Below are 19,310 nucleotides of genomic sequence, written 5' to 3'. Positions count from 1 at the left end.
GACTCGCCCTGTGAGAGGGGCGTGTTGCGGGCGCAGGCTTCACTGAACGCGGCGGTTCCCGAGTTCAGACACGTGGAGGAAACGTTGCGCGGTGGGCACACGGATTCCGGTTCGGTCGACCGGCCGCCCTCACCGGAGAACTCATCCGAGTGCGTGGACGTCCTGTCCCGGCGGCCCGATCGCGTGTTCGACCGCAGCGTTGCGCACGGCAGTGCGTTCGCGGTCGATGCGCTCGAGCTGCGCATAGTGCTGGTCGACCGGGATCGCGAGCGCATCGACGACGCGCACCCGGACGAGGTTCTCCGCGGGATCGGGCGAAGCCGTCGGGCCGTGACGCAGGAGACAGACGAATTCGCCGGCGGCGGACGCATCCGTCGGACGGCTGGCCGCGACGCGCACCGCGTCGCCGCCATCGAACCCCGACGCCTTCGCACGGACCAGCAGGCCCGCGCTCAGACGCTCGCTATACGTGTCCCAGGGCTTGCCGGCATCCGCGTCGAACGCACGCACGCCGTCGCGGATGCGCTCGAGCAGGACGTGGTCCGGATGACCGGGTGCGTCGGGCTTGCGCGGGCGTTCGAGCGGCGGAGTGGGATCGTGGAAGGGATGGGCATGGTGGCGGGGAGCGCGCTGCGTACGCGCCGGGTCGGCAGGATGGCCGGCATCGGGCGCGGGTTCGCCGTGGCGCGGCGTGAACCGTGGATCGAGTCCGAGCCCGATCTCGCGCAGTGGGGATGGCAAGGCGTCGATCGCAGGAAGCGGCGTCCGCCCCGCCGGTCCCAATGGCCGGTCCAGATTCACCCGCAGCGCCACCTGCACCGTCGCCGGATCGACATCGCCGGTCTGCGGGATCCGATGGTCCTGCTGGAACGCGAGCAGCGCACCCTGCATGTCGGCGCGATAGACGCCATCGACGGTGATGGGGCGTTCGCCGGTGGCGCGATAGCCGTCGGCGGCCAGGGCGCGCTGGACGGTGGCGATGCGGTCGCTGGAGGTGCCGATACGGAACGTGCCGTCGCTGTCGAGCGGTCCCGGTGGGACGTTGGAACGGTGCCGCGCCTCCACTGTGAGCCTTCCGCTCGCCAGATCATCGACGTAGCGCCCAAACTGTTGGTAATGCTTCGTGTCCATCTCGATATGGACGTGGACACGCGACCCACGGGGAAGTCGCAGACCCTGGTTGTTCTGCGTGCCGAGCGTATCGCCATACGACACGTGATCGCCGCTGGCCACTGCAATCGGATTCAGATGTCGAACGCGTGCGACGACATCTCCGCCTTCGCGATCAAGCACCTCGACCATCCCGTTTGGCGCATCGACCCTACCTACAACACCTGAGATGGGGGCGGGTACGTCCAGCGCCCTGCGTCCATTCTGCTCAAGAATGAAGTCCTTGATCAGCAGGACCTGGTCGGGTTTCAACGTCCGGTACTCATCGGTCCTGGCCGTTTCCACTTCCTGATAGGCACCGCCGATGAACGCATGCGAGCGCCTGGAGGGCCGTTCCACCTCGATGATCCGGCCATCTTCCATCTGGGCGTCGGCATTTGCGCGCGGATGGTGGGTGACCAGGTCTTCGAACCGCCTGACATCTTCATTGCGCTCCCCACGCGCGTCGAACACGTACTGTCGTACCGTATAAGCCGTCCCTGGCTGATTCGACATGGCCGCTCTCCGTTACTGGCACTTCCGGTATTGCTGTGTCTCTGCCCCGCTCGTGATCACGAGCCTGTCACCATCGGCCACAAAGATCCGCACGTCGTCGGTGACCTGGCTTCCCAGATAAGTTTCCGACGTCGTGATGCGCCAGGCGGTGGGCATGTCTGAAATGCGCTCCACCCTGACGGGCGTTTCGAAATGCTCGTATCCCTGTATCAACTCCGCTTCGATCCGGATCGGCGAATCGCTGTCTTCGTTGACCGGAAGGCGGCAGGGCCTCGGGCCAAGATCCCAGGTTCCGAACAACTGGGATGGAAAACGATCGATCGATTGGGCCGCCGGGACGTCACCCGCACGTGCCGCGACCCGCTCCGCAATGGACCGCGATTCATCCTTCGCAGTTCTGCCCGTTTCGGATTCACCGGGTGGGGTGCCATGGACGGAATCCGGCACGATCAGGATGGCGGCCAGAAACAACACGGTGCCTAGACGTTCCATCGCCTTTCTCCATCCCCGCGCTGGGCCATGCGGGCTGATGGATCGATGTTATTCAGAACCGGGCCCGTTCACAACCAGCCGACGCCCACCCGCGCAGGCTTGGGGCATTCGAGTCAGGACACATGCCGATGACCACTCCAGACAAGCCCAACGCGCAGGAATTCCGCCGGCCGGACCGGCGTCTCGGCAAACTCATCGGTTACGGGTTTCTGGTGTTGTTCGCGCTGGCGATCACGGCCGCCGTACTGCAGGCCACGCTCGGGACGCCGAAGAACGGCACGCCGGAGATTCCGCCGCCGGCGGGGATGCGCTAGGCGCCAAGGGCGCGGTGTGGGATGAAGCCGGACGTGCGCGGGCGACAGCGGCGTCTTGATGCGTTGCCCGCCCCAGCGTCCTCGTACACCCTCGTCCATCCTTGACTGTGCTTCGCTCCCTTCTACCGTGAAGCGGCAGGAGCACGCGCCAGGACGCGTGATTGCGCCTGCAGGTGGCTCGCATGGTGGTCGCCTGGAAAGCGCGGCGCATCCCGGGCGCCGTGAGATCCCGGATGCGCTGCGCTTATCCGGGCTACGCGACCGGGCTACGCGACCGGGATACGCGTCCGGAATACGCGTGCAGATGCGCGATTGCCTTCGTCGAGCGGGCATCGATGGATCCGACTGCGGCGCCGTGACGCGACCGCGGCATGACATCGCGCCGTCATCTGCCTACAGTGCACGCGATCCCGCACGCGAGGCCCGCATGGCCACTCGCCCGACCTGGTCGCGCACCTACTGGTTCGACCGCTGCATCCTGGCGGCGCTTATCGCCTCCACTGCATGGCTGTCGCTCACGCTGGCACGCGGACCGGGCGAACTCGCGGCGATCTGGGTCGGCAACGGCATCCTCGCCGGGTGGCTGCTCTCGCGACGCACCGCGAGCTGGCCGGGCTATCTCGCGGTCGCGTTCGTCGCCGAACTGCCCGCGCGCATGCTGGCGGGGGACGAACCCCTGTATGCCGTCGCCATCGCGGCGTGCAACCTGATCGAAGCGCTGGGCGTGGCCGGCGCGGTGCGGCGACTGGTGCCGGATACGCGCGATCCGCGCAACTGGATGCGCATGGGCGGCATCGCCATCGCCGCCACCCTGCTGGCCTGCGCCACCTCGGGCGTGCTGGCCGCGGGCGTGGCGCATGCGCTGCACGCGCAACCCTTCCTGCCCGCGGTGGGCCGCTGGTTCTCCGCGCACGTGCTGGGCATGGTGGTGGTGGCCACGATGACGCTGGTCGCACAGCGCGAACGCTCGCGCCTGTTCGTCGCACCCGGGCGCACCACCAGCCTGGTCGCCACGCTGGCGCTGCTGGTGGCGGTCACCGCCGGCGCGTTTCTCACCGAGTACGCGGTGCTGTTCCTCGCGTATCCGCCACTGCTGCTGGTGGCGATGCGGCACCGGTTCGTGGGCGCGGGCGTGGGCGTGATCGCGATGGCGCTGGTGGCCGCCACGCTGACCACGCTCGGCCACGGCCCGCTGTGGCAGCAGGGGCTGGACGACACCGGCCGCATCGCGCTGATCCAGCTGTACATCGCCGGCGGTTGCCTGATGGCCATCCCGGTGTGCCTGGCCCTGGCCGAGCGGGACCGGCTCGCCAGCCGCCTGCGCGACAGCGAACGGCGCTACCGCATGCTGGCCGATCACTCGCACGATGCGATCACCCGCCTGCGTGCCGACGGCCAGCGCATCTACGTCTCGCCCGCGGCGATGGACATGCTCGGCTGGGAGGCCGGGGAACTGCTCGGATCGCGCTGGGAGATCGTGCACCCCGACGACCGCCAGCCCTTGGAGCTGGCGATGGCCGACGCCCTGGCTTCGGGCGAGCCGCGCACCGACACGTACCGCCTGCGCCACCGCGACGGCCACTACGTCTGGGTCGAAGCCGTCAGCCGCGCGATCCCGGCAGACGACGGCAGCGGCCGCACCGACCTGATGATCACCGCGCGCAACATCAGCCGCCGTGTCGCCGCCGAACAGGCGCTGGAGGAGAGCCGGCGCGAGCTGGAGCGACAGTCGCGCGTGGATGCGCTCACCGATCTCGCCAACCGCCGCCAGTTCGACGAACGGCTTTCGCTGGCGTGCAAGCGCCTGCAGCGCCACGGCACGCCGGTCGCGCTGCTGGGCATGGACATCGACCGGTTCAAGACCATCAACGACGACCACGGCCACGCCGCCGGCGATGCCGTGCTGCAGGCCTTCGCCAGTCGCCTGTGCGAGAGCGTGCGCGAGACGGACCTGGTCGCGCGCCTGGGCGGCGACGAGTTCGTGATCCTGCTCGAAGACGGCTCCGCCGACGGTGCCGAGGCGGTGGCGCGCAAGGTGATCGAGGCCATGGGCCGGCCGATCGTCGCCGGCGGGCTCACGCTCGAGGTCACCACCAGCATCGGCGTGGCGCATGCGCAGCAGCCGGTGGACGCCGCCACACTCATGGCCCGCGCCGATGCCGCGCTGTACGTGGCGAAGAAGGCGGGCCGCAACCGCTACCACGTCGCGACGACCGGCTGATACGCCGCCGGCACACACGCGCCCGGTGCGCCCCCGGCGCAGACCACGACGGGCACCCTGCGCTGCGGAGCGCGCAGGTGGCCGGTCGAGACGACACCGCCCCGCTCGCGCCGCACGGCCACGCGCCCGGCACGCGACCGGCACGTGGGCTTTCTCCGTTGCCTTCCGGCTGTCCTCGGCCGCAGCGGCCCTCTCCGTGCAGGCCTCCCCACGCATGCGAACCGGTCCGTTGCGCCGCCGATCGCCCGCTCCATGCGCGCCGCCACCATCGCCTCCGGCATGCTGGTCTAGACTTCCGGCTCGGCCCCGCCGCAGGTGTGCGCCGGTGCGCTGCGGCATGGCGCGTCCCTCCCCATCCAGCGAGCACCCCAGTGCCCCCTTCGTACGACCGCGACACACCCGCCTTCCGCGACGCCGAGCGCGTGCAGATGGCCATGGCCGCCGGTGCCATCGTCGGCACCTGGTTCTGGGACGTCGTTCGGGACCGGCTGAGCATCGACGAGCCGCTGGCCCAGGCCTTCGGCCTCGATCCGGCGCTGCCGCGCGAGAACCTGCGCGTGGAGCAGGTGGTCGCCACCGTGCATCCGGACGACCAGGCCGGCCTGGCCGAAGCGATCAACGCCGCGCTCGCGCACGGCGGCCGCTACGTACACCAGTACCGCGCCCTGAGCGCGGACGGCGGATACCGCTGGCTCGAGGCGGTCGGTCGGGTCGACCTCGACGCCGACGGCCGCGCCCTGCGCTTTCCCGGCGTGCTGATCGACATCGGCGAGCGGCGGCGGCTCGAATCCGAGCGCGACCAGGCCCGCAGCCTGCTGGACTCGTTCACCGAAGCCGTGCCCGGCGTGGTCTACGCCAAGGATCGCCAGGGCCGGCTGCTGATCGGCAACCGTGGCACCACCGAGCTGATCGGACGGCCGCCGGAAGCCTACATCGGCCGCACCGATGCCGAAGTGCTGGCCGATCCGGCGCAGGCCGCCGCGGTCATGGCCGCCGACGCGCGGGTGATGGCCAGCGGGCAGACCGAACAACTGGAAGAAGAGGTGAGTTTCCCCGACGGCCGTCGGGCGTGGTGGCTGTCCACCAAGGCCCCGCTGCGCGACGAAAGCGGCGCCGTGGTCGGCCTGGTCGGCACCTCGCTCGACATCACTTCGCGCAAGACCGCCGAGCAGCGACATCGCGAGATCGAGGAGCGCTACCGCCTCGCGGCGCAGGCCACCAACGACGCCATCTGGGACTGGCGCATGGTCGACGGTCACGTGATCTGGAACGAAGCGCTGCGCGCCCTGTTCGGCCACGACATCACCCAGACCAGCGCGCAGTGGTGGATCGAGCACATCCATCCCGACGACCGCGCGCGCATCGATGCGGCGATCCACGCCGTGATCGAGGGCGGTGGCAGCGCGTGGACCGGCGAATACCGCTTCCGTCGCGCCGACGGCAGCTACGCCTCGGTGTTCGACCGCGGCACCGTGCTGCGCGACGCCGCCGGCGCACCGGTGCGCATGATCGGCGCGATGCTCGACCTCACCGCGCGCAAGCGCGCCGAGGCGGCGCTTGCCGAGCGCGAGGAGCGCCTGCGCCTGGCCACCGACGCCGGCGACCTGGGCTTCTGGGATGTCGACCTGGCGCACGACCAGCTGATCTGGCCGGCGCGCACCAAGGCCATGTTCGGCATCCCGGCCGACGCGCCGGTGTCGCTGCGCGACTTCTACGACGGCCTGCATCCGGACGACCGCGAGGCGACCAGCGCCGCCTTCGCCGCCGCCGCCGATCCGGCCCGGCGCGCGCTCTACGACGTCGAGTACCGCACCGTCGGCAAGGAAGACGGCGTGGTGCGCTGGGTCGCGGCCAAGGGCCGCGGCCTGTTCGACGAGGACCGCTGCGTGCGCGTGGTCGGCGTGGCGATCGACATCACTGCGCGCAAGGCCGCCGAGGCGCAGCTCAAGGAGCTCAACGAACGGCTCGAAGCCCGCGTGGCCGAGGAAGTGGCCGGCCGCCTGCAGGTGGAGGAAGCGCTGCGCCAGGCGCAGAAGATGGAAGCGGTGGGCCAGCTCACCGGCGGCATTGCGCACGACTTCAACAACATGCTGGCCACCGTCATCGGCCCGCTCGACGCGCTGGCCAGGCGCCTGGGCGACGCCGATCCGCGCAACAAGCGCTACGTCGATCTCGCCCTGGACGGCGCCACCCGCGCCGCGCAGCTCACCCAGCGCCTGCTGGCGTTCTCGCGCCAGCAGCCGCTGCAACCGGTGGCGCTGGATCCCAACAGGCTGGTGTCCGGCATGTCCGGCCTGCTGGCGCATTCGCTGGGCAGCAGCGTGCGGCTGGAGACGGTGCTGGCCGGCGGCATCTGGTGGATCAGCGCCGACGAGAACCAGCTCGAGAACGTGATCCTCAACCTCGCCGTCAACGCGCGCGACGCCATGCCCGATGGCGGCCGGCTCACCGTGGAGACCGCCAACTGCGACCTGGACCATCGTTACGCCGCCGACAACCTCGGCGTGCAGGCGGGCCAGTACGTGCTGATCGCCGTGACCGACACCGGCGCCGGCATGCCGCCGGAGGTGATGGCCAAGGCCTTCGATCCGTTCTTCACCACCAAGGAAGTGGGCCGCGGCACCGGGCTCGGGCTGTCGCAGGTGTACGGCTTCGTCAAGCAGTCCGCCGGCCACGTCAAGATCTATTCCGAGGTGGGCCAGGGGACCACGGTCAAGGTGTACCTGCCGCGCCTGCTGCGGCGTCCGCTGCAGGTGTCGACCGAGCCAGTGCGCGCGGCGCACGCGCTGCCGCTCGGCGAATCGCAGGACGTGGTGCTGGTGGTGGAAGACGAACCGGCGGTGCGCGAATTCTCGGTCCAGGTGCTCACCGACCTGGGTTACCGCGTGCTGGAGGCCGACGGCGCCGACGCCGCGCTGCAGTTGCTCGCGGCGCATCCGGACATCAGCCTGCTCTTCACCGACGTGATCATGCCCGGCCTCAACGGCCGCCAGCTCGCCGACCGCGCGCGCGAATCGCGCCCCGACCTCAAGGTGCTGTTCACCACCGGCTACAGCCGCAACGCCGTGGTCCACAACGGCGTGCTGGATCCCGGCGTGCACCTGATCGGCAAGCCGTTCACCGCCGAGGAACTGGCGCAGCGCGTGCGCGCGGTGATCGACGGACTCGCGCCGCTGCGGTAAGTGCGCCCCCGGGTGCGCTTCGCTTACCCGGGCTACGGGCTCGCTTGGATCAGGCAGCGGCGGACGGCCGACCGGTTGGGAGGGGCCCGGGTAGCCCGGGTAAGCGAAGCGCACCCGGGAGCGACGTCACTTTGAACCGCGTCGCCGACCTCGCGCGTAATTCCCCAACGCTCCGCCCACCTCGTGGCGACGCGCTGCGCGCTCGCGTTGACGGAATCATCACATCGGCGTGCGAGATTCTGCGGCCCCGCGGCGCGTGCCCGGGAAGCACCGCCCGTCCGGGCATGCGGCACGCACCCGACCTCCGGCAACGAGTGGACACGATGCGCAATCAGGCGGTGCTGTTGGTCGACGACGAATTCGCGATCGTGGAACTGGTGGGCGACGAACTCTCGGACATGGGCTTCGAGGTGGTCACCGCGCGCACCGGCGCGGAAGCCCTGGGCCACATGGCGACGGACAAGGTGTTCGACTTCATCGTCAGCGACGTGAGCATGCCCGAGGGCGTGTCGGGCGTGGACGTCGCCCGCAAGGCGCGCGAACTGCAGCCGCGGGCACGCGTGATCCTGTCCTCGGGCCGCACCCGCGCGCAGCTGCCCGACATTCCCGATGACGCGGAGTTCCTGGCCAAACCCTACCGGCTGGCGCAGCTGCTGCAGCTGCTGGAGCCTGTGTAGCGTTTTCGTTCACCTCCCAGGTGCCCCGGGTGCGCTTCGCTTACCCGGGCTACGCGACTGGAGCCTGTCTAGCGTTTTCGTCACCTCCACGTGCCCCGGGTGCGCTTCGCTTACCCGGGCTACGCGATGGCGACGCGACTGCACATCCCCAACACGACCCACACCGCTACCCCAGCGGCGTACGCCACCGCCACGGAAAATCGATCGCCTTCGAAATCCCCACGCGGGGCCCGATGCGGGGATGCGATGGCGGCGGCATGCCATCGCTGACGATCCGCACGCCGCGATCGCCGGTGACCAGGTCGGCGCCGTCGTGCGCGCGGGTGAGGCCCATCGCCTGCGACAGCTTGCCGGGGCCATTGGCGAGGTCGCGGTCGCGGCGCGCGGCCGGGCGCAACGCGCGCATGCGCTCGATGCCGGCAAGCGGCTCGAGCGCACGCAGCAGCACGCCGGCGCCCTCGCCCACCTCGCCGCACACGGCGTTGCTGCCCCAGTGCAGGCCGTAGATGAAATACACGTACAGGTGGCCGGGCTCTCCGAACATCGTGGCGTTGCGCGGCGTGCGGCCGCGGAACGAATGCGCGGCGGGATCCTCGGCACCCGCATAGGCCTCGACCTCGACGATGCGGCCCGCGCGGCCGTCGTCGTGCACGAGGATCTTGTTCAACAGCTCCGGTGCCACTTTCGCCGGATGCCGGCGGTAGAACCCGCGCGGCAGCGCCGTCCAGGGTTCAGCGGTCGAGGCCGGCACGTTCGACCATGTCCTGCACGCGGCCGCGCACCTCGTCGCGCTCGGACGGTTCGACTTCACGGCACAGCGCGTCGGCGCGGTCCTGGAGTTCGCTGAAGAACGTGTTCATGTCCCGGCGCAGCAGCGGAAGTTCGGCCTCGATGTCGGCCAGGCGCCGTTCGATCGCGGGGCGGTCGAGCTTGGGAGTCGGCTTCATGCCGACATGGTCGCGCCCGCGGCGTCGGGCGCGCGTCAACGGCGCGGCCCGGAGCCGTCAGCCGCGCAGCTTCAGCGTCGGCTGCTCGTCCAGCGTGCCGTCCTCGCGGATCACCACGTGGCGGGTGTCGTCGGCGTCGAACAGCACCGGGATCGGCGGCTGGAACAGCGGCCGGCGCACGAAGGCCAGGCGCCAGCGGAAGATCTCCATCGCCTCCAGCGTGACCAGCTGCGGCGGCGTGAGGCTTTCGCGCAGGGCCTCGGCGGCGAGCGATGGCGCGGGCTTGCGGCGCTCGGGCGTGCGGCGGGCCGGTGCGGCAGGCCTGGCGGGCTGCCAGGGACCGGCGACGACGTTGGCAAGGGCGGGACCGGGTGGCATGGCAGGAACTCGCAGCGGATGCGTGGACGGGGCCTGCGCCTGCCCCGGCTCGACCGGTCCAAGGCGCATGCGGGACCGTATGCAAACCACGTGCCAGACCCGCGGAGACGGCGCCCGGACGCCAGATCCATACGAACGATCAAGTTTTCCGGACGATGTCGCACCCATCGTGCGCCCCGCCCCGGCACAGTGACCTCACGGCCCCACTGGCCGCCCACCACCCCGACCGAGGCCACCACCATGCGCATCCTGCTCCCCACCCTCCTGGCCGCCGCCATGGCCACCACCGTCGCCGCGCCGGCCCGGGCCGCCACGCCCGCCAACGCCGCCGAGCCCGTCCGCAACATCGTGCTGGTGCACGGCGCCTTTGCCGACGGTTCGGGCTGGCGCGGCGTGTACGACGACCTCACCGCCCGCGGCTACCGCGTGAGCATCGTGCAGAACCCGCTGACCTCGCTGGCCGACGACGTCGCCGCCACCCGCCGCGTGCTCGACCGCCAGGACGGCCCCGCGATCCTGGTCGGCCATTCCTGGGGCGGCACCGTGATCACGGAAGCCGGCGTGCACGACAAGGTGGCCGGCCTGGTCTACGTGTCCGCGCTGGCCCCCGACGCCGGCGAGAACACCGCGCAGCAGTACCAGGGCTTCGCCGCCACGCCCGAGTTCGTGATCGACGTGCATCCCGACGGCATCGGCTACCTCAACGGCGCGAGGTTCAAGGCCGGCTTCGCACACGACGCCAGCGATGAAGATGCCGCCTTCCTGCGCGATTCGCAGGTGCCGATCACCATGGCGGAGTTCGAGACTCCGGTGCAGCACGCCGCGTGGCGCAGCAGGCCCAGCTGGGCGGTGATCGCCACCGAAGACAAGGCCTTCGACCAGGCGATGCTGGTGCACATGGCGCAGCGGATTGGCGCGGAGGTCAGCTACGTCAAGGCGAGCCATGCGCTGTACTTCACCCAGCCGAAGGCGGTGGCGGATGTGATCGACACTGCGGCGAAGGGAGCGGCGTCAGCGCAAGGACAATAAGCCCGCGTACCAGGCGGTCAGCCGGCATGCCCACTTTGCGGGGCCTCGGTCCCCTTCAAGGGGGGAAGGTGGCCCGAAGGGCCGGATGGGGAGGCGACGCAGCGCCGGACACGCCCCCATCCGCCTTCGGCACCTTCCCCCGCCAAGCGGGGGAAGGGACAGCTACGCGCGACGCGGGGGAAAGACCAGCTTCGCGCGAAGCGGGGGGAAGGAACAGCTTCGGGCGAAGCGGGGGAAGGAACAGCTTCGCGCGAAGCGGCAAGGAACGGCATTGCGTTCCTACAGACTGTTGACGTGCAGGACGTTGCCGTCCGGGTCCTTGAACCAGATCGCCGCGAAGCCGTCGTCCAGGTGCACGCCGTCCTCGATGCGCATGCCCATGTCCGGATATTCCTCCAGGCGTAAGCCCTTGCCGCGCAGATCCTCCGCGATGGCCGCGACGTCGTCGCCGCCGCTCCAGACCACCGCGTTCCCGGTCCCCGGCCGGAGGCCCTTGGACGGATACACCACCAGCCAGGTGTCGCCGGTGCGGAAGGTCAGCACCTCGCCGCTGCCGTCGCCGTCCAGTTGCAGCCCGAGGGTGCCTTCGTAGAAGTCGCGTGCGCGGGCGAGGTCGCTCACCGCGACGATGGCCGACGAGGTCTTGTGCTTGAGCATGATGGCGCTCCAGTGGTGTGGGAAAACGATGCGGGCCAATCGCGGGGGCTGCGGTGGCGCGCGGTGGCGTCCGTCCAGTGGGCCCCGATTGCCCGGCGCAGCCCGGCGGGTCTTGCGCCTCACTCGGTGGGCACGGCCGCCGGGTCCATCCAGAAGGCTTCCCACACATGCCCGTCCGGGTCGGCCAGGGCGCGGCTGTACATGAAGCCGTGGTCCTGCGCCGGGTTGATGTCGCCGGTACCGCCATTCGCGGCGGCGGTGGCATTCAGGGCATCCACCGCCTCGCGGTCGTCGAGCGAGATGGCCAGCAGCACCTCGCTGGAGTCGCTCGGCGGAATCGGCCGGATCGTGAACGTGCACCACTTGTCGTGGGTGAGCAGCATCACGTGGATCGCCTCGCTCCAGACCATGCAGGCCCCGGTGGCGTCGCTGAAGTGCGGGTTGTTGCGGAAGCCCAGGGCCTCGTAGAAGGCGATCGAGGCGGCCAGGTCGGCGACGGGCAGGTTGACGAAGATCATGCGGGGCACGGGGTGGTCCTTCGGTGAGTGGATGCAGTGGCGACGAACCGCGGGGGAGTAAATCGACAGGGCGCCCGGTTGCGTGCACCGCCTAGCGATCCTGTCCGTGCACGTTGGCTGCCGCCGCGTGGCCGGGACGTCCACGGGGCCACGCCTGCGGCAGACGGGTGGACCACGCGCGCACTCAGCGCACGGCGTTGAGGAAGTGGAGGTGGCGCTCGTACTGGTCCAGCACGTCGTGCAGCAGTTCGTCGCGGCTCCAGCCCATCACGTCGTAGTCCTGACCGCCTTCGCGCAGGTGGACCTCGGCTCGGAACACCCGGTCGGCATCGGTCGAGTGCCGGCGTGGATCGGTCAGCATGAACTCGGCGGCCTCGTGCGACACCGGGCGCACGGAGTAGAAGAAATCCATCTCCGCGCCGTGCCCCACCTCGAGCCAGGCGCGGCCGTCCTCGCCGCCGTCCACCCGGACCTCCAGGCCCTGCCGGCGCAGTTCGGCGGCGACGGCGTCGAGCGCCGGGCGCACCGTGCCCTGCAGGTAGGCGAGCACCTCGGCCCGCGTCGGGCTCTGCATCAGCGCGCGGATGCGCATCTTCCAGTCCGCCGCCGCACTGCCCGGCGCCGAGATGCGCGCGGAGCGGATGCTCTGGCGCTTGGTCACGTCCAGCTGCATCGCGCGCAGCAGGCCCCAGGCCATCAGCAGCATGACGAAGGTGAAGGGAAACGCGCTGGCGATGGTGCCCGCCTGCAGCGCGTCCAGGCCGCCCGCGATCAGCAGCGCGATCGCGATCGCCCCCACCATCAGCGCCCAGAAGATGCGCTGCCACACCGGCGATTCGGCCTCGCCCTTCGAGGAGAGCATGTCGATCACCAGCGCGCCGGAATCGGCCGAGGTCACGAAGAAGATCACCACCAGCAGGGTGGCGACGGCCGAGGTGAGCAGCGGCAGCGGATAGGCCTCCAGGAACTGGAACAGGGCCACCGAGGTATCCGCGCGCACCGCCGCCACCAGTTCGGGCGCCGCGCCCGACATCACCTGGTACAGCGCGCTGTTGCCGTAGATCGTCATCCACAGGAAGGTGAAGCCCAGCGGCACCAGCAGCACGCCGACCACGAACTCGCGCACCGTGCGCCCGCGCGAGATGCGCGCGATGAACATGCCCACGAACGGCGACCAGGCGATCCACCAGCCCCAGTAGAACAGCGTCCAGCCGCCGAGCCAGCTGGTGGGCTCGTAGGCGTAGAGGTTGAACGTCATCGCGAACACGTTCGACACGTACATGCCGGTGTTCTGCACGAAGGCCTGCAGCAGGTGCACCGTGGGGCCCATCACCAGCACGAAGGCGAGCAGGGATATCGCCAGCACCATGTTGAACTCCGACAGCCGCCGCACGCCGCGGTCGAGCCCGGTGAACACCGACACGGTGGCCACCAGGGTGATCGTCGCGATCAGCGCCACCTGCACCCCGACGCCCACCGGCGCGTCGAACAGGTAGCGCAGCCCCGAGTTGATCTGGATCACCCCCAGACCCAGCGACGTCGCCAGGCCGAAGATGGTGCCCAGCACCGCGAAGGTGTCCACCGCATGGCCGATGGGGCCGTGGATGCGCTCGCCGATCAGCGGATAGAGCGAGGAGCGGATGCGCAGCGGCAACCCGTGCCGGTAGGCGAAGTAGGCCAGCGACAGCGCCACCACCGCATAGATCGCCCAGGCATGGATGCCCCAGTGGAAGAAGGTGATGCGCATCGCCTGGCGCGCCGCGGCCACCGTGCCCGGATCGCCCACCGGCGGATCGGCGAAATGCATGATCGGCTCGGCCACGCCGAAGAACATCAGGCCGATGCCCATGCCCGCGGCGAACAGCATCGCGAACCAGGTGGGATAGCTGTAGTCGGGCCGGCTGTGGTCCGGCCCCAGGCGGATGCGTCCCAGCCCGCTCACGCCCAGGCCCACGATGAACACCAGGAAGCCCGCCACCATCAGGATGGTGAACCAGCCCGCATCCTGCGCCACCCACATCTTGGCGCGGCCGAACACCATCGCCGCCGCCGCAGGCGCGGCGAACGAGAACGCCACCAGCAGCGCGATCAGCAGCGCCGTCGGGTAGAAGACCGGGCCGAGGATGGCGGAGTGCCAGCGGCGCACGGGCGGCTGCGTATCGGGCGATGGCGGGTGTTGCGACTGCGTCATGTCGGGCTCCAGTTGGTGGATGGGCGCGCCCCAGGGCGCTCGCGGTCTGGATCCAGCACCGCCCAACCTGAAGCCCCGCGTGCAACCGTCGCGTGAAGGGCATGGTGTCTCGCCGAGCACGATCGCGTCCTCCGGGACCCGGCGAAACGCATCGAAGGTGCCCGCCTTCCCTTCCCCCGTTTCACGGGGCATTGCGCCCTTCACGGGTGGAAGGTGCCCCGTAGGGGCGGATGGGGGCGCTCTCCCCGCGCCAATCACTGTTGCGGTGACTTTCTCAACCGCTGGTTCCCGCTGCATCGTCCATGAGACCCCGCCATCGCTCATTCCTCGCGCGCATATCCCGCCTCGCGTTGCGCGCGGATCGCCAGGACGAATACGGCATCCAGCGCACCGACATACCGGTAGAGGGCAATGTACCCGTGAGCGCCTTGGCCGATGACCAGTTCGCGCAGACCATCGCGCGTGGGGCGTCCGATCAACGGATTGTGCGTGAGCACATCGCAGGCGCTGACGATCTCGCCAAGCCGATCCTGGAGGTGCCCGGCCTCGTGCTGCTGCAGATGGTGGATGACGCGCTGCAGATCCTCGTACACGCCGGGCAGGAACTCGACGCGCGCCATGCTATTTGGCGAACTTGCGAGCGACTGGGCGCGGACCGGCCTCGCCGTGGATGCGGTCCGTCAGATAACGGCGCATCTCTTCCCACGGAATGCTCTCGCCGGTTTCGAGGAACTCCGCCCAGCGCTGATCGGCCTGGGCATGGAAGTCGCCGCGCCGTTCGGCGAGCTCGGCCTTCTCGGCGATCGCCTCGAGGATGAAATTGTGCGACGTGGTCCCGGCCGCTTCCGCCGCCTTGGCGACACGGGCCTTGAGATCTTCGGGCAGGCGGATGGTGGTGGTGCTCATGGGGACCTCCAAAAACGCTGCGTCCGGATCAATGTAGCACACGTGTGTCACATCCAATTCGCGCCTCCCGCCTTCCTCTTTGACAGGAAGGTGCCCTGCCTTCCCTTCCCCGTTCCACGGGGCATTGCGCCCTTCACGGGTGGAAGGTGCCCCGAAGGGGCGGATGAGGGCGCTCTTCCCCGCGCCACCCAATCCCCCTCCCCCCAACACAAAAAAGCCCCGCCGAAGCGGGGCCCCCACAGCCGATCGCGGAGCCAGTCGCGATCAACCCGCAGGTACGGATTCCGGGCTCCCATCCGCCACCGCACCCCGCGGCGAGCGGTTGAACCGCTGCGACAGCAAGCGCTTCAGTGCCTCCATCCCCTCCCCCTTGCCCGACACCTTCAGCACCGCATAGCCCTCCAGCGCCGCGTTCATCAGGTCGCTGCCCAGCGCGATCTCCGCGCCCGACATGCGCTCGTGCATGCGCGTGAGCCGCTGCAGCCGCGGGCGCAGCGCGTCGAGCGCGGCCAGATCGCGCTGGAAGCCTTCCAGGTCGAAGTTGCGCGGCAGCACGCCCGGGTTCTCGCCGAAGGCCACCGTGCTCTGGCGCACGAAGGCCTCGGACTTGGCGCCCATCTTGGTCAGCTCGCGGATCTGGTCCGGGCCCAGCGCGGCCATCCCGGCCAGCTCGGCCTCCACCGCCGCCAGCGCGGCATCCAGGCGTCCCAGCCGCTCGGCATCCAGGCTCAGGTCGATCAGGTTCTGCGACATCACGTGTCTCCTTGGTCCATGTGAAGGTAGGCCGGCGCATCCCCGTCCGGCCAGTGCATTACAGCGGGCGGCTGCCCGCCCCGCCGCCGGGCAAGTCCGCATTCCGCTGTAGGACAACGCCCCGGCAGCGGGTAGGACTGGGTCTACGACGGCGGGCGGCGGGGCTGGCGCGAGCGGCCAGCGGTCGCGCGCTAGCGGAAATGGGCCGCCCGCAATCGGAAAACAGCGGGTCGCGAGCGGAGATGGCTTGCGCGCAAGCGTTTGGCGGTTGCGCGCAAGCGAATCCGGCTTGCACGCAAGGCGCCAGCAGTCGCGCGCAAGCGAACTTGGCTTGCGCGCAAGCCAATCCCGGCCACACGCCGGCACTCGACCACCAACCGCAAGCCGCGAAGGCTTGCGCGCAAGCGACTTCCGGTTGCGCGCAACTGGATTTCAGTCGCGCGCAAGGCGCGACGGCCCGGTGCTGATGCGAACCCGGTCGCGGACCGCGTCTGGACGGCCCGACGCGGCAATGCTTGCGAAATCCATGGGACGTAAAGGAGGAAAGTGAACCTGAACCGGACCGCCCGCTCTCTTCCACCCTCATCGTTACGGCGTCAGGTGCTGCGCAACGATCTCAACGTACCCGATCAACTCCGCCGAATAGCTGCCATCGCCATTCGCAGCACCCTTATGCTTCAGTTCCCGCTGCAGGGTCGGCTCGACGGCATGGGTGAACAGATCTCTCCGCTGCTCGGGCCGGAACAGCGGTGCGGCGGGCGGTGCTTGCAGGTACTTCTCGCACAGGCGCTCGACCGCCGGAACGCGTGTGCCGTCCTGCTTGACGGCGATAGGCTGCACCACCACGCGGCGTTCGCCCTTGCCAGCCGATGCCTCGACCATCCACAGCGACAGCAGCACCGGCTCGTCCAAGTCACCCAAAACCGCGATGCCGATGTCCTCCGGCGGCACGCTGCGCCAACGCCCCAGCTCCTCTTGCACCATCGGGTGATCCAAGCCCATCAATTGCAGCGCATCCTGATTCGTCGCCGCTTCGCGGCTTAAGGTGAAGCGGGCGCGGCGCGTGCCCTCGCCAGTGACGAGGTCGTAGGTCGCATCGTCCACCTTGACCAGCTTCTGCTGGCGATCCGCGACCGCCGCCGAGAGGAAGCGCATCAGCCGATCCAGACTGGACGACACATCCGAGAAGGGCTTGTAGTCGTCGAGGCTGAAGCCGTCGAGGTCTTGGAACAGGTCGAACACCACCTGCCGCGCCTCACGCGAGTTTGACAACGCCGCCTCCAGTTCGACCTGCGTGCGCTTCAGCTCCGGGTCGGACAAGGCTTCCTGATACAGCCGGTCGTAGTTCAAGCGTTCGGACAACTGGCCAAGGATCTGTGAGCGCAGGTCTTCGGCCACGTTGCCTTGTTCATCCACCTTGCCCACCGTGCGCGCGATCTCGGTCAGCTTCTCGTCGAGCAGCAGGAAGATGCGGCCTTCGATGGTGTCCGACAGCACAAGGTTGTAGACCTGCGCGGTGTGGGTCTGACCGTAGCGATGGATGCGCCCAATGCGCTGCTCCATGTCCATCGGATTCCATGGCAGGTCGAAATTGAACAGGATGCGCGCGAACTGCAGGTTGATGCCCTCGCGCCCGGCCGCCGTGCAGACCAGTACGCGCGGGCCATCCTTCAGGCGGAAACGCCGCTCCGCCGCCACCTTCGCACCGTGGTCGCCGCCGCGCAGCACCACCACGCCCTGGCCGGGAAAGGTCTGCTCGATCTCGCGCGCTATCATGTCCACCGTACCGAGGTAGGTGGCAAAGATCACAATCTTCTCGTCCGAGTTCTGCCGCCACAGCGTGCCCAAACCATCGAGCAGCTTCTGCATCTTGGTCTCGCGCTCCGCCGGAAACACGCGCAGCAGGTCGCCGATACGCAAACGCTCCTCGGGCAGATGCAGGTTCACCACCGCCGACGCGGCCTCCTCGGCGTGCGAAGACGAATATTCGCTGGCGTAGGGGTCGGAGGCCCTTTCCAGCGCCTCCTCATCCAGCTTCTTCACCAGCCGGTACTTCAGATCGGCCAGCACGCGGTCTACCTCGCTGCGCCCCACGCTGTCGCGCGGCAGGCCGAACTCCTCGTGGATCAGCTCGCGCGCCTCCTCGGTCAGGCGCTCGCGGCCTTCGATATCCAGCTCCTTGTCGCGCAGAAACGCCTCGTGCAGCGTCAACATCAGCAGACGGCGCTTGAGCGTGCGCCGGACGGCGGCGAAGCTCGAGGCCGCGATTTTCTGGAAGATCGCCATCAGAAAGCCCAGCGCGCGCCCCTGGTTGCCCTGGCGGCGCGCAAGATCGAAGCCGTCCTCCAGGTATTCGCGCAGCTTCTCGTAGAACAGCCGTTCCGGTTGCACCATCACGAAGGATTCGGTGTGAACCCAGCGGCGCGCGAACAGCGGTGAACCGTCAGGCTGGCAGGCATCGGCCTTGGTGCGGCGGAACATCACCGTGTTGAGCCGGTGGCGTTCTTCCAGCATCTCCTCGGGGCTGCGAAACAGCGTCGGGTTCAGCAATTGCGCGAGCATCCAGAACTGGAAGTGGTCGCCCTGGTGCGGCGTAGCCGACAGCAGCAGAAGGTCGCGCGAGTGATCCTTCAGCGCCTCGGCCAGCTTGTAGTTCTCGGTCTTTCGCACCTTGCCGCCCGTCTTGTAGGCGGTCAGATGGTGCGCTTCGTCGAACACCACCAGATCCCAGCGCGGCGCGTCCAGCAGGCGCTTGATGCGTGCTGGGCGCTTCAGCGTGTCGATGCTGGCGATCAGCCGGTCGTGCTTGGCGAAGGCATTGGTCTTGCGGTCGGTAATGTCGCCCTCGGATCCGAACACCTCGAACTCGAGGTTGAACACCTCATTCAGCTCTCGGTGCCAGTTGTTCACGAGGCCCGCAGGCACCACCATCAAGGCGCGGACCAGTTCGCCCCGGCTGGCCAGCTCACGCAGGATCAGCGCGGTTTCGATGGTCTTGCCCAAGCCCACCTCATCGGCGATCAGGTAGCGCCGGGGTGATGCGGTGGCGATGCGGTGCGTCAGCACCACTTGATGCGGCAGCAGATCGATCTTGGCCGAGGTCAGTGCCGAGGCGCTTTCCATCACCGGCAGTGCGTGCGCCTCATAGGCCAGCCATGCCTTGCGCCCCCGCTCTGCGCTGCCGTCCACGGCGCGCAGGATGCGCTCGGTGCGAGTGAGTTCGCGCCGCAGAGACGCCACCGGCACCCGGCGCTCGCCGACGCCAAAGAACGCACGCAGATAGCCGTCACGCGCCGGATCGACAACGACACCCTGTCCGTACTCGTGGTGATTGATGCGTTCGCCGGGCTGAAACTCAATCTCTGCCGTCACTCAGCCGC

The 19,310-nt window shown here is 69.1% G+C and carries 17 protein-coding genes; 5 read left to right on the top strand and 12 right to left on the bottom strand.

What is annotated here, in order from left to right; genetic code table 11:
• Nucleotides 1-141: 141 nt before the first annotated feature.
• Both QFW81_RS12980 and QFW81_RS12975 read right to left on the bottom strand, forming a co-directional pair.
• Nucleotides 142-1,665, bottom strand: coding sequence for an XVIPCD domain-containing protein (locus QFW81_RS12980; RefSeq protein ID WP_280579307.1), 1,524 nt, complete (start codon nucleotides 1,663-1,665; stop codon nucleotides 142-144).
• Between the two features lie 12 nt (nucleotides 1,666-1,677).
• Nucleotides 1,678-2,157, bottom strand: a complete 480-nt coding sequence (locus QFW81_RS12975; protein ID WP_280579306.1) for a hypothetical protein — start codon at nucleotides 2,155-2,157, stop codon at nucleotides 1,678-1,680.
• Between the two features lie 122 nt (nucleotides 2,158-2,279).
• On the opposite strand from QFW81_RS12975, the gene QFW81_RS12970 reads away from it, so the two are divergent.
• The 4 genes from QFW81_RS12970 to QFW81_RS12955 all read left to right on the top strand — a co-directional run bounded on the left by QFW81_RS12970 (nucleotide 2,280) and on the right by QFW81_RS12955 (nucleotide 8,551).
• Nucleotides 2,280-2,471, top strand: a complete 192-nt coding sequence (locus QFW81_RS12970) for a hypothetical protein (protein ID WP_280579305.1) — start codon at nucleotides 2,280-2,282, stop codon at nucleotides 2,469-2,471.
• Nucleotides 2,472-2,898: 427 nt separating this feature from the next.
• Nucleotides 2,899-4,692, top strand: coding sequence for a sensor domain-containing diguanylate cyclase (locus QFW81_RS12965; RefSeq protein ID WP_280579304.1), 1,794 nt, complete (start codon nucleotides 2,899-2,901; stop codon nucleotides 4,690-4,692).
• Between the two features lie 371 nt (nucleotides 4,693-5,063).
• The gene (locus tag QFW81_RS12960; RefSeq protein WP_280579302.1) at nucleotides 5,064-7,874 is read left to right on the top strand and encodes a PAS domain-containing protein; all 2,811 of its coding nucleotides are present in this window, start codon (nucleotides 5,064-5,066) and stop codon (nucleotides 7,872-7,874) included.
• A gap of 323 nt (nucleotides 7,875-8,197) precedes the next feature.
• A complete protein-coding gene (locus tag QFW81_RS12955) occupies nucleotides 8,198-8,551 on the top strand; it encodes a response regulator (RefSeq protein ID WP_280579300.1) in 354 nt (117 codons plus the stop codon).
• A gap of 166 nt (nucleotides 8,552-8,717) precedes the next feature.
• On the opposite strand, the gene QFW81_RS12950 is transcribed toward QFW81_RS12955, so the two are convergent.
• From QFW81_RS12950 to QFW81_RS12940, 3 genes are read right to left on the bottom strand one after another with little or no spacing between them, the layout of a single operon-like run.
• On the bottom strand, nucleotides 8,718-9,302 hold the full coding sequence (locus tag QFW81_RS12950) for a DNA-3-methyladenine glycosylase (RefSeq protein ID WP_280579298.1): 585 nt from the start codon (nucleotides 9,300-9,302) through the stop codon (nucleotides 8,718-8,720).
• The gene (locus QFW81_RS12945) at nucleotides 9,283-9,498 is read right to left on the bottom strand and encodes a hypothetical protein (RefSeq protein ID WP_280579295.1); all 216 of its coding nucleotides are present in this window, start codon (nucleotides 9,496-9,498) and stop codon (nucleotides 9,283-9,285) included. The genes QFW81_RS12950 and QFW81_RS12945 overlap by 20 nt, the downstream gene beginning before the upstream one ends.
• Nucleotides 9,499-9,555: 57 nt before the next feature.
• Complete coding sequence (locus QFW81_RS12940; RefSeq protein WP_280579293.1) at nucleotides 9,556-9,876, bottom strand: hypothetical protein; 321 nt, start codon at nucleotides 9,874-9,876, stop codon at nucleotides 9,556-9,558.
• 240 nt (nucleotides 9,877-10,116) lie between these two features.
• Here QFW81_RS12940 and QFW81_RS12935 point away from each other — a divergent pair, with 240 nt between their 5' ends.
• A complete protein-coding gene (locus tag QFW81_RS12935; RefSeq protein ID WP_280579292.1) occupies nucleotides 10,117-10,905 on the top strand; it encodes an alpha/beta fold hydrolase in 789 nt (262 codons plus the stop codon).
• Nucleotides 10,906-11,184: 279 nt separating this feature from the next.
• On the opposite strand, the gene QFW81_RS12930 is transcribed toward QFW81_RS12935, so the two are convergent.
• The 7 genes from QFW81_RS12930 to QFW81_RS12900 form a co-directional block, all read right to left on the bottom strand.
• Nucleotides 11,185-11,562, bottom strand: a complete 378-nt coding sequence (locus tag QFW81_RS12930) for a VOC family protein (RefSeq protein WP_280579291.1) — start codon at nucleotides 11,560-11,562, stop codon at nucleotides 11,185-11,187.
• A 119-nt stretch (nucleotides 11,563-11,681) separates the two neighbouring features.
• Nucleotides 11,682-12,080: a VOC family protein gene (locus QFW81_RS12925; protein ID WP_425604042.1), complete on the bottom strand. Its 399-nt coding sequence runs from the start codon at nucleotides 12,078-12,080 to the stop codon at nucleotides 11,682-11,684.
• Nucleotides 12,081-12,264: 184 nt separating this feature from the next.
• On the bottom strand, nucleotides 12,265-14,271 hold the full coding sequence (locus QFW81_RS12920) for a BCCT family transporter (RefSeq protein WP_280579289.1): 2,007 nt from the start codon (nucleotides 14,269-14,271) through the stop codon (nucleotides 12,265-12,267).
• 320 nt (nucleotides 14,272-14,591) lie between these two features.
• A complete protein-coding gene (locus QFW81_RS12915; RefSeq protein WP_280579288.1) occupies nucleotides 14,592-14,891 on the bottom strand; it encodes a type II toxin-antitoxin system RelE/ParE family toxin in 300 nt (99 codons plus the stop codon).
• 1 nt (nucleotide 14,892) lies between these two features.
• Complete coding sequence (locus QFW81_RS12910) at nucleotides 14,893-15,177, bottom strand: ribbon-helix-helix protein, CopG family (protein WP_280579286.1); 285 nt, start codon at nucleotides 15,175-15,177, stop codon at nucleotides 14,893-14,895.
• A 264-nt stretch (nucleotides 15,178-15,441) separates the two neighbouring features.
• Entirely contained in the window at nucleotides 15,442-15,930 is a 489-nt protein-coding gene (locus tag QFW81_RS12905) for a hypothetical protein (protein ID WP_280579284.1), read from the bottom strand.
• 588 nt (nucleotides 15,931-16,518) lie between these two features.
• Nucleotides 16,519-19,302 (bottom strand): DEAD/DEAH box helicase, encoded by a 2,784-nt coding sequence (locus tag QFW81_RS12900; RefSeq protein WP_280579283.1) that lies wholly within the window; start codon nucleotides 19,300-19,302, stop codon nucleotides 16,519-16,521.
• Between the last annotated feature and the right edge of the window lie 8 nt (nucleotides 19,303-19,310).

The sequence above is a fragment of the Luteimonas kalidii genome (assembly GCF_029887935.1).
Classification (GTDB): Bacteria; Pseudomonadota; Gammaproteobacteria; order Xanthomonadales; family Xanthomonadaceae; genus Luteimonas; species Luteimonas kalidii.
This window is presented reverse-complemented; position numbering and strand designations above follow the sequence as displayed.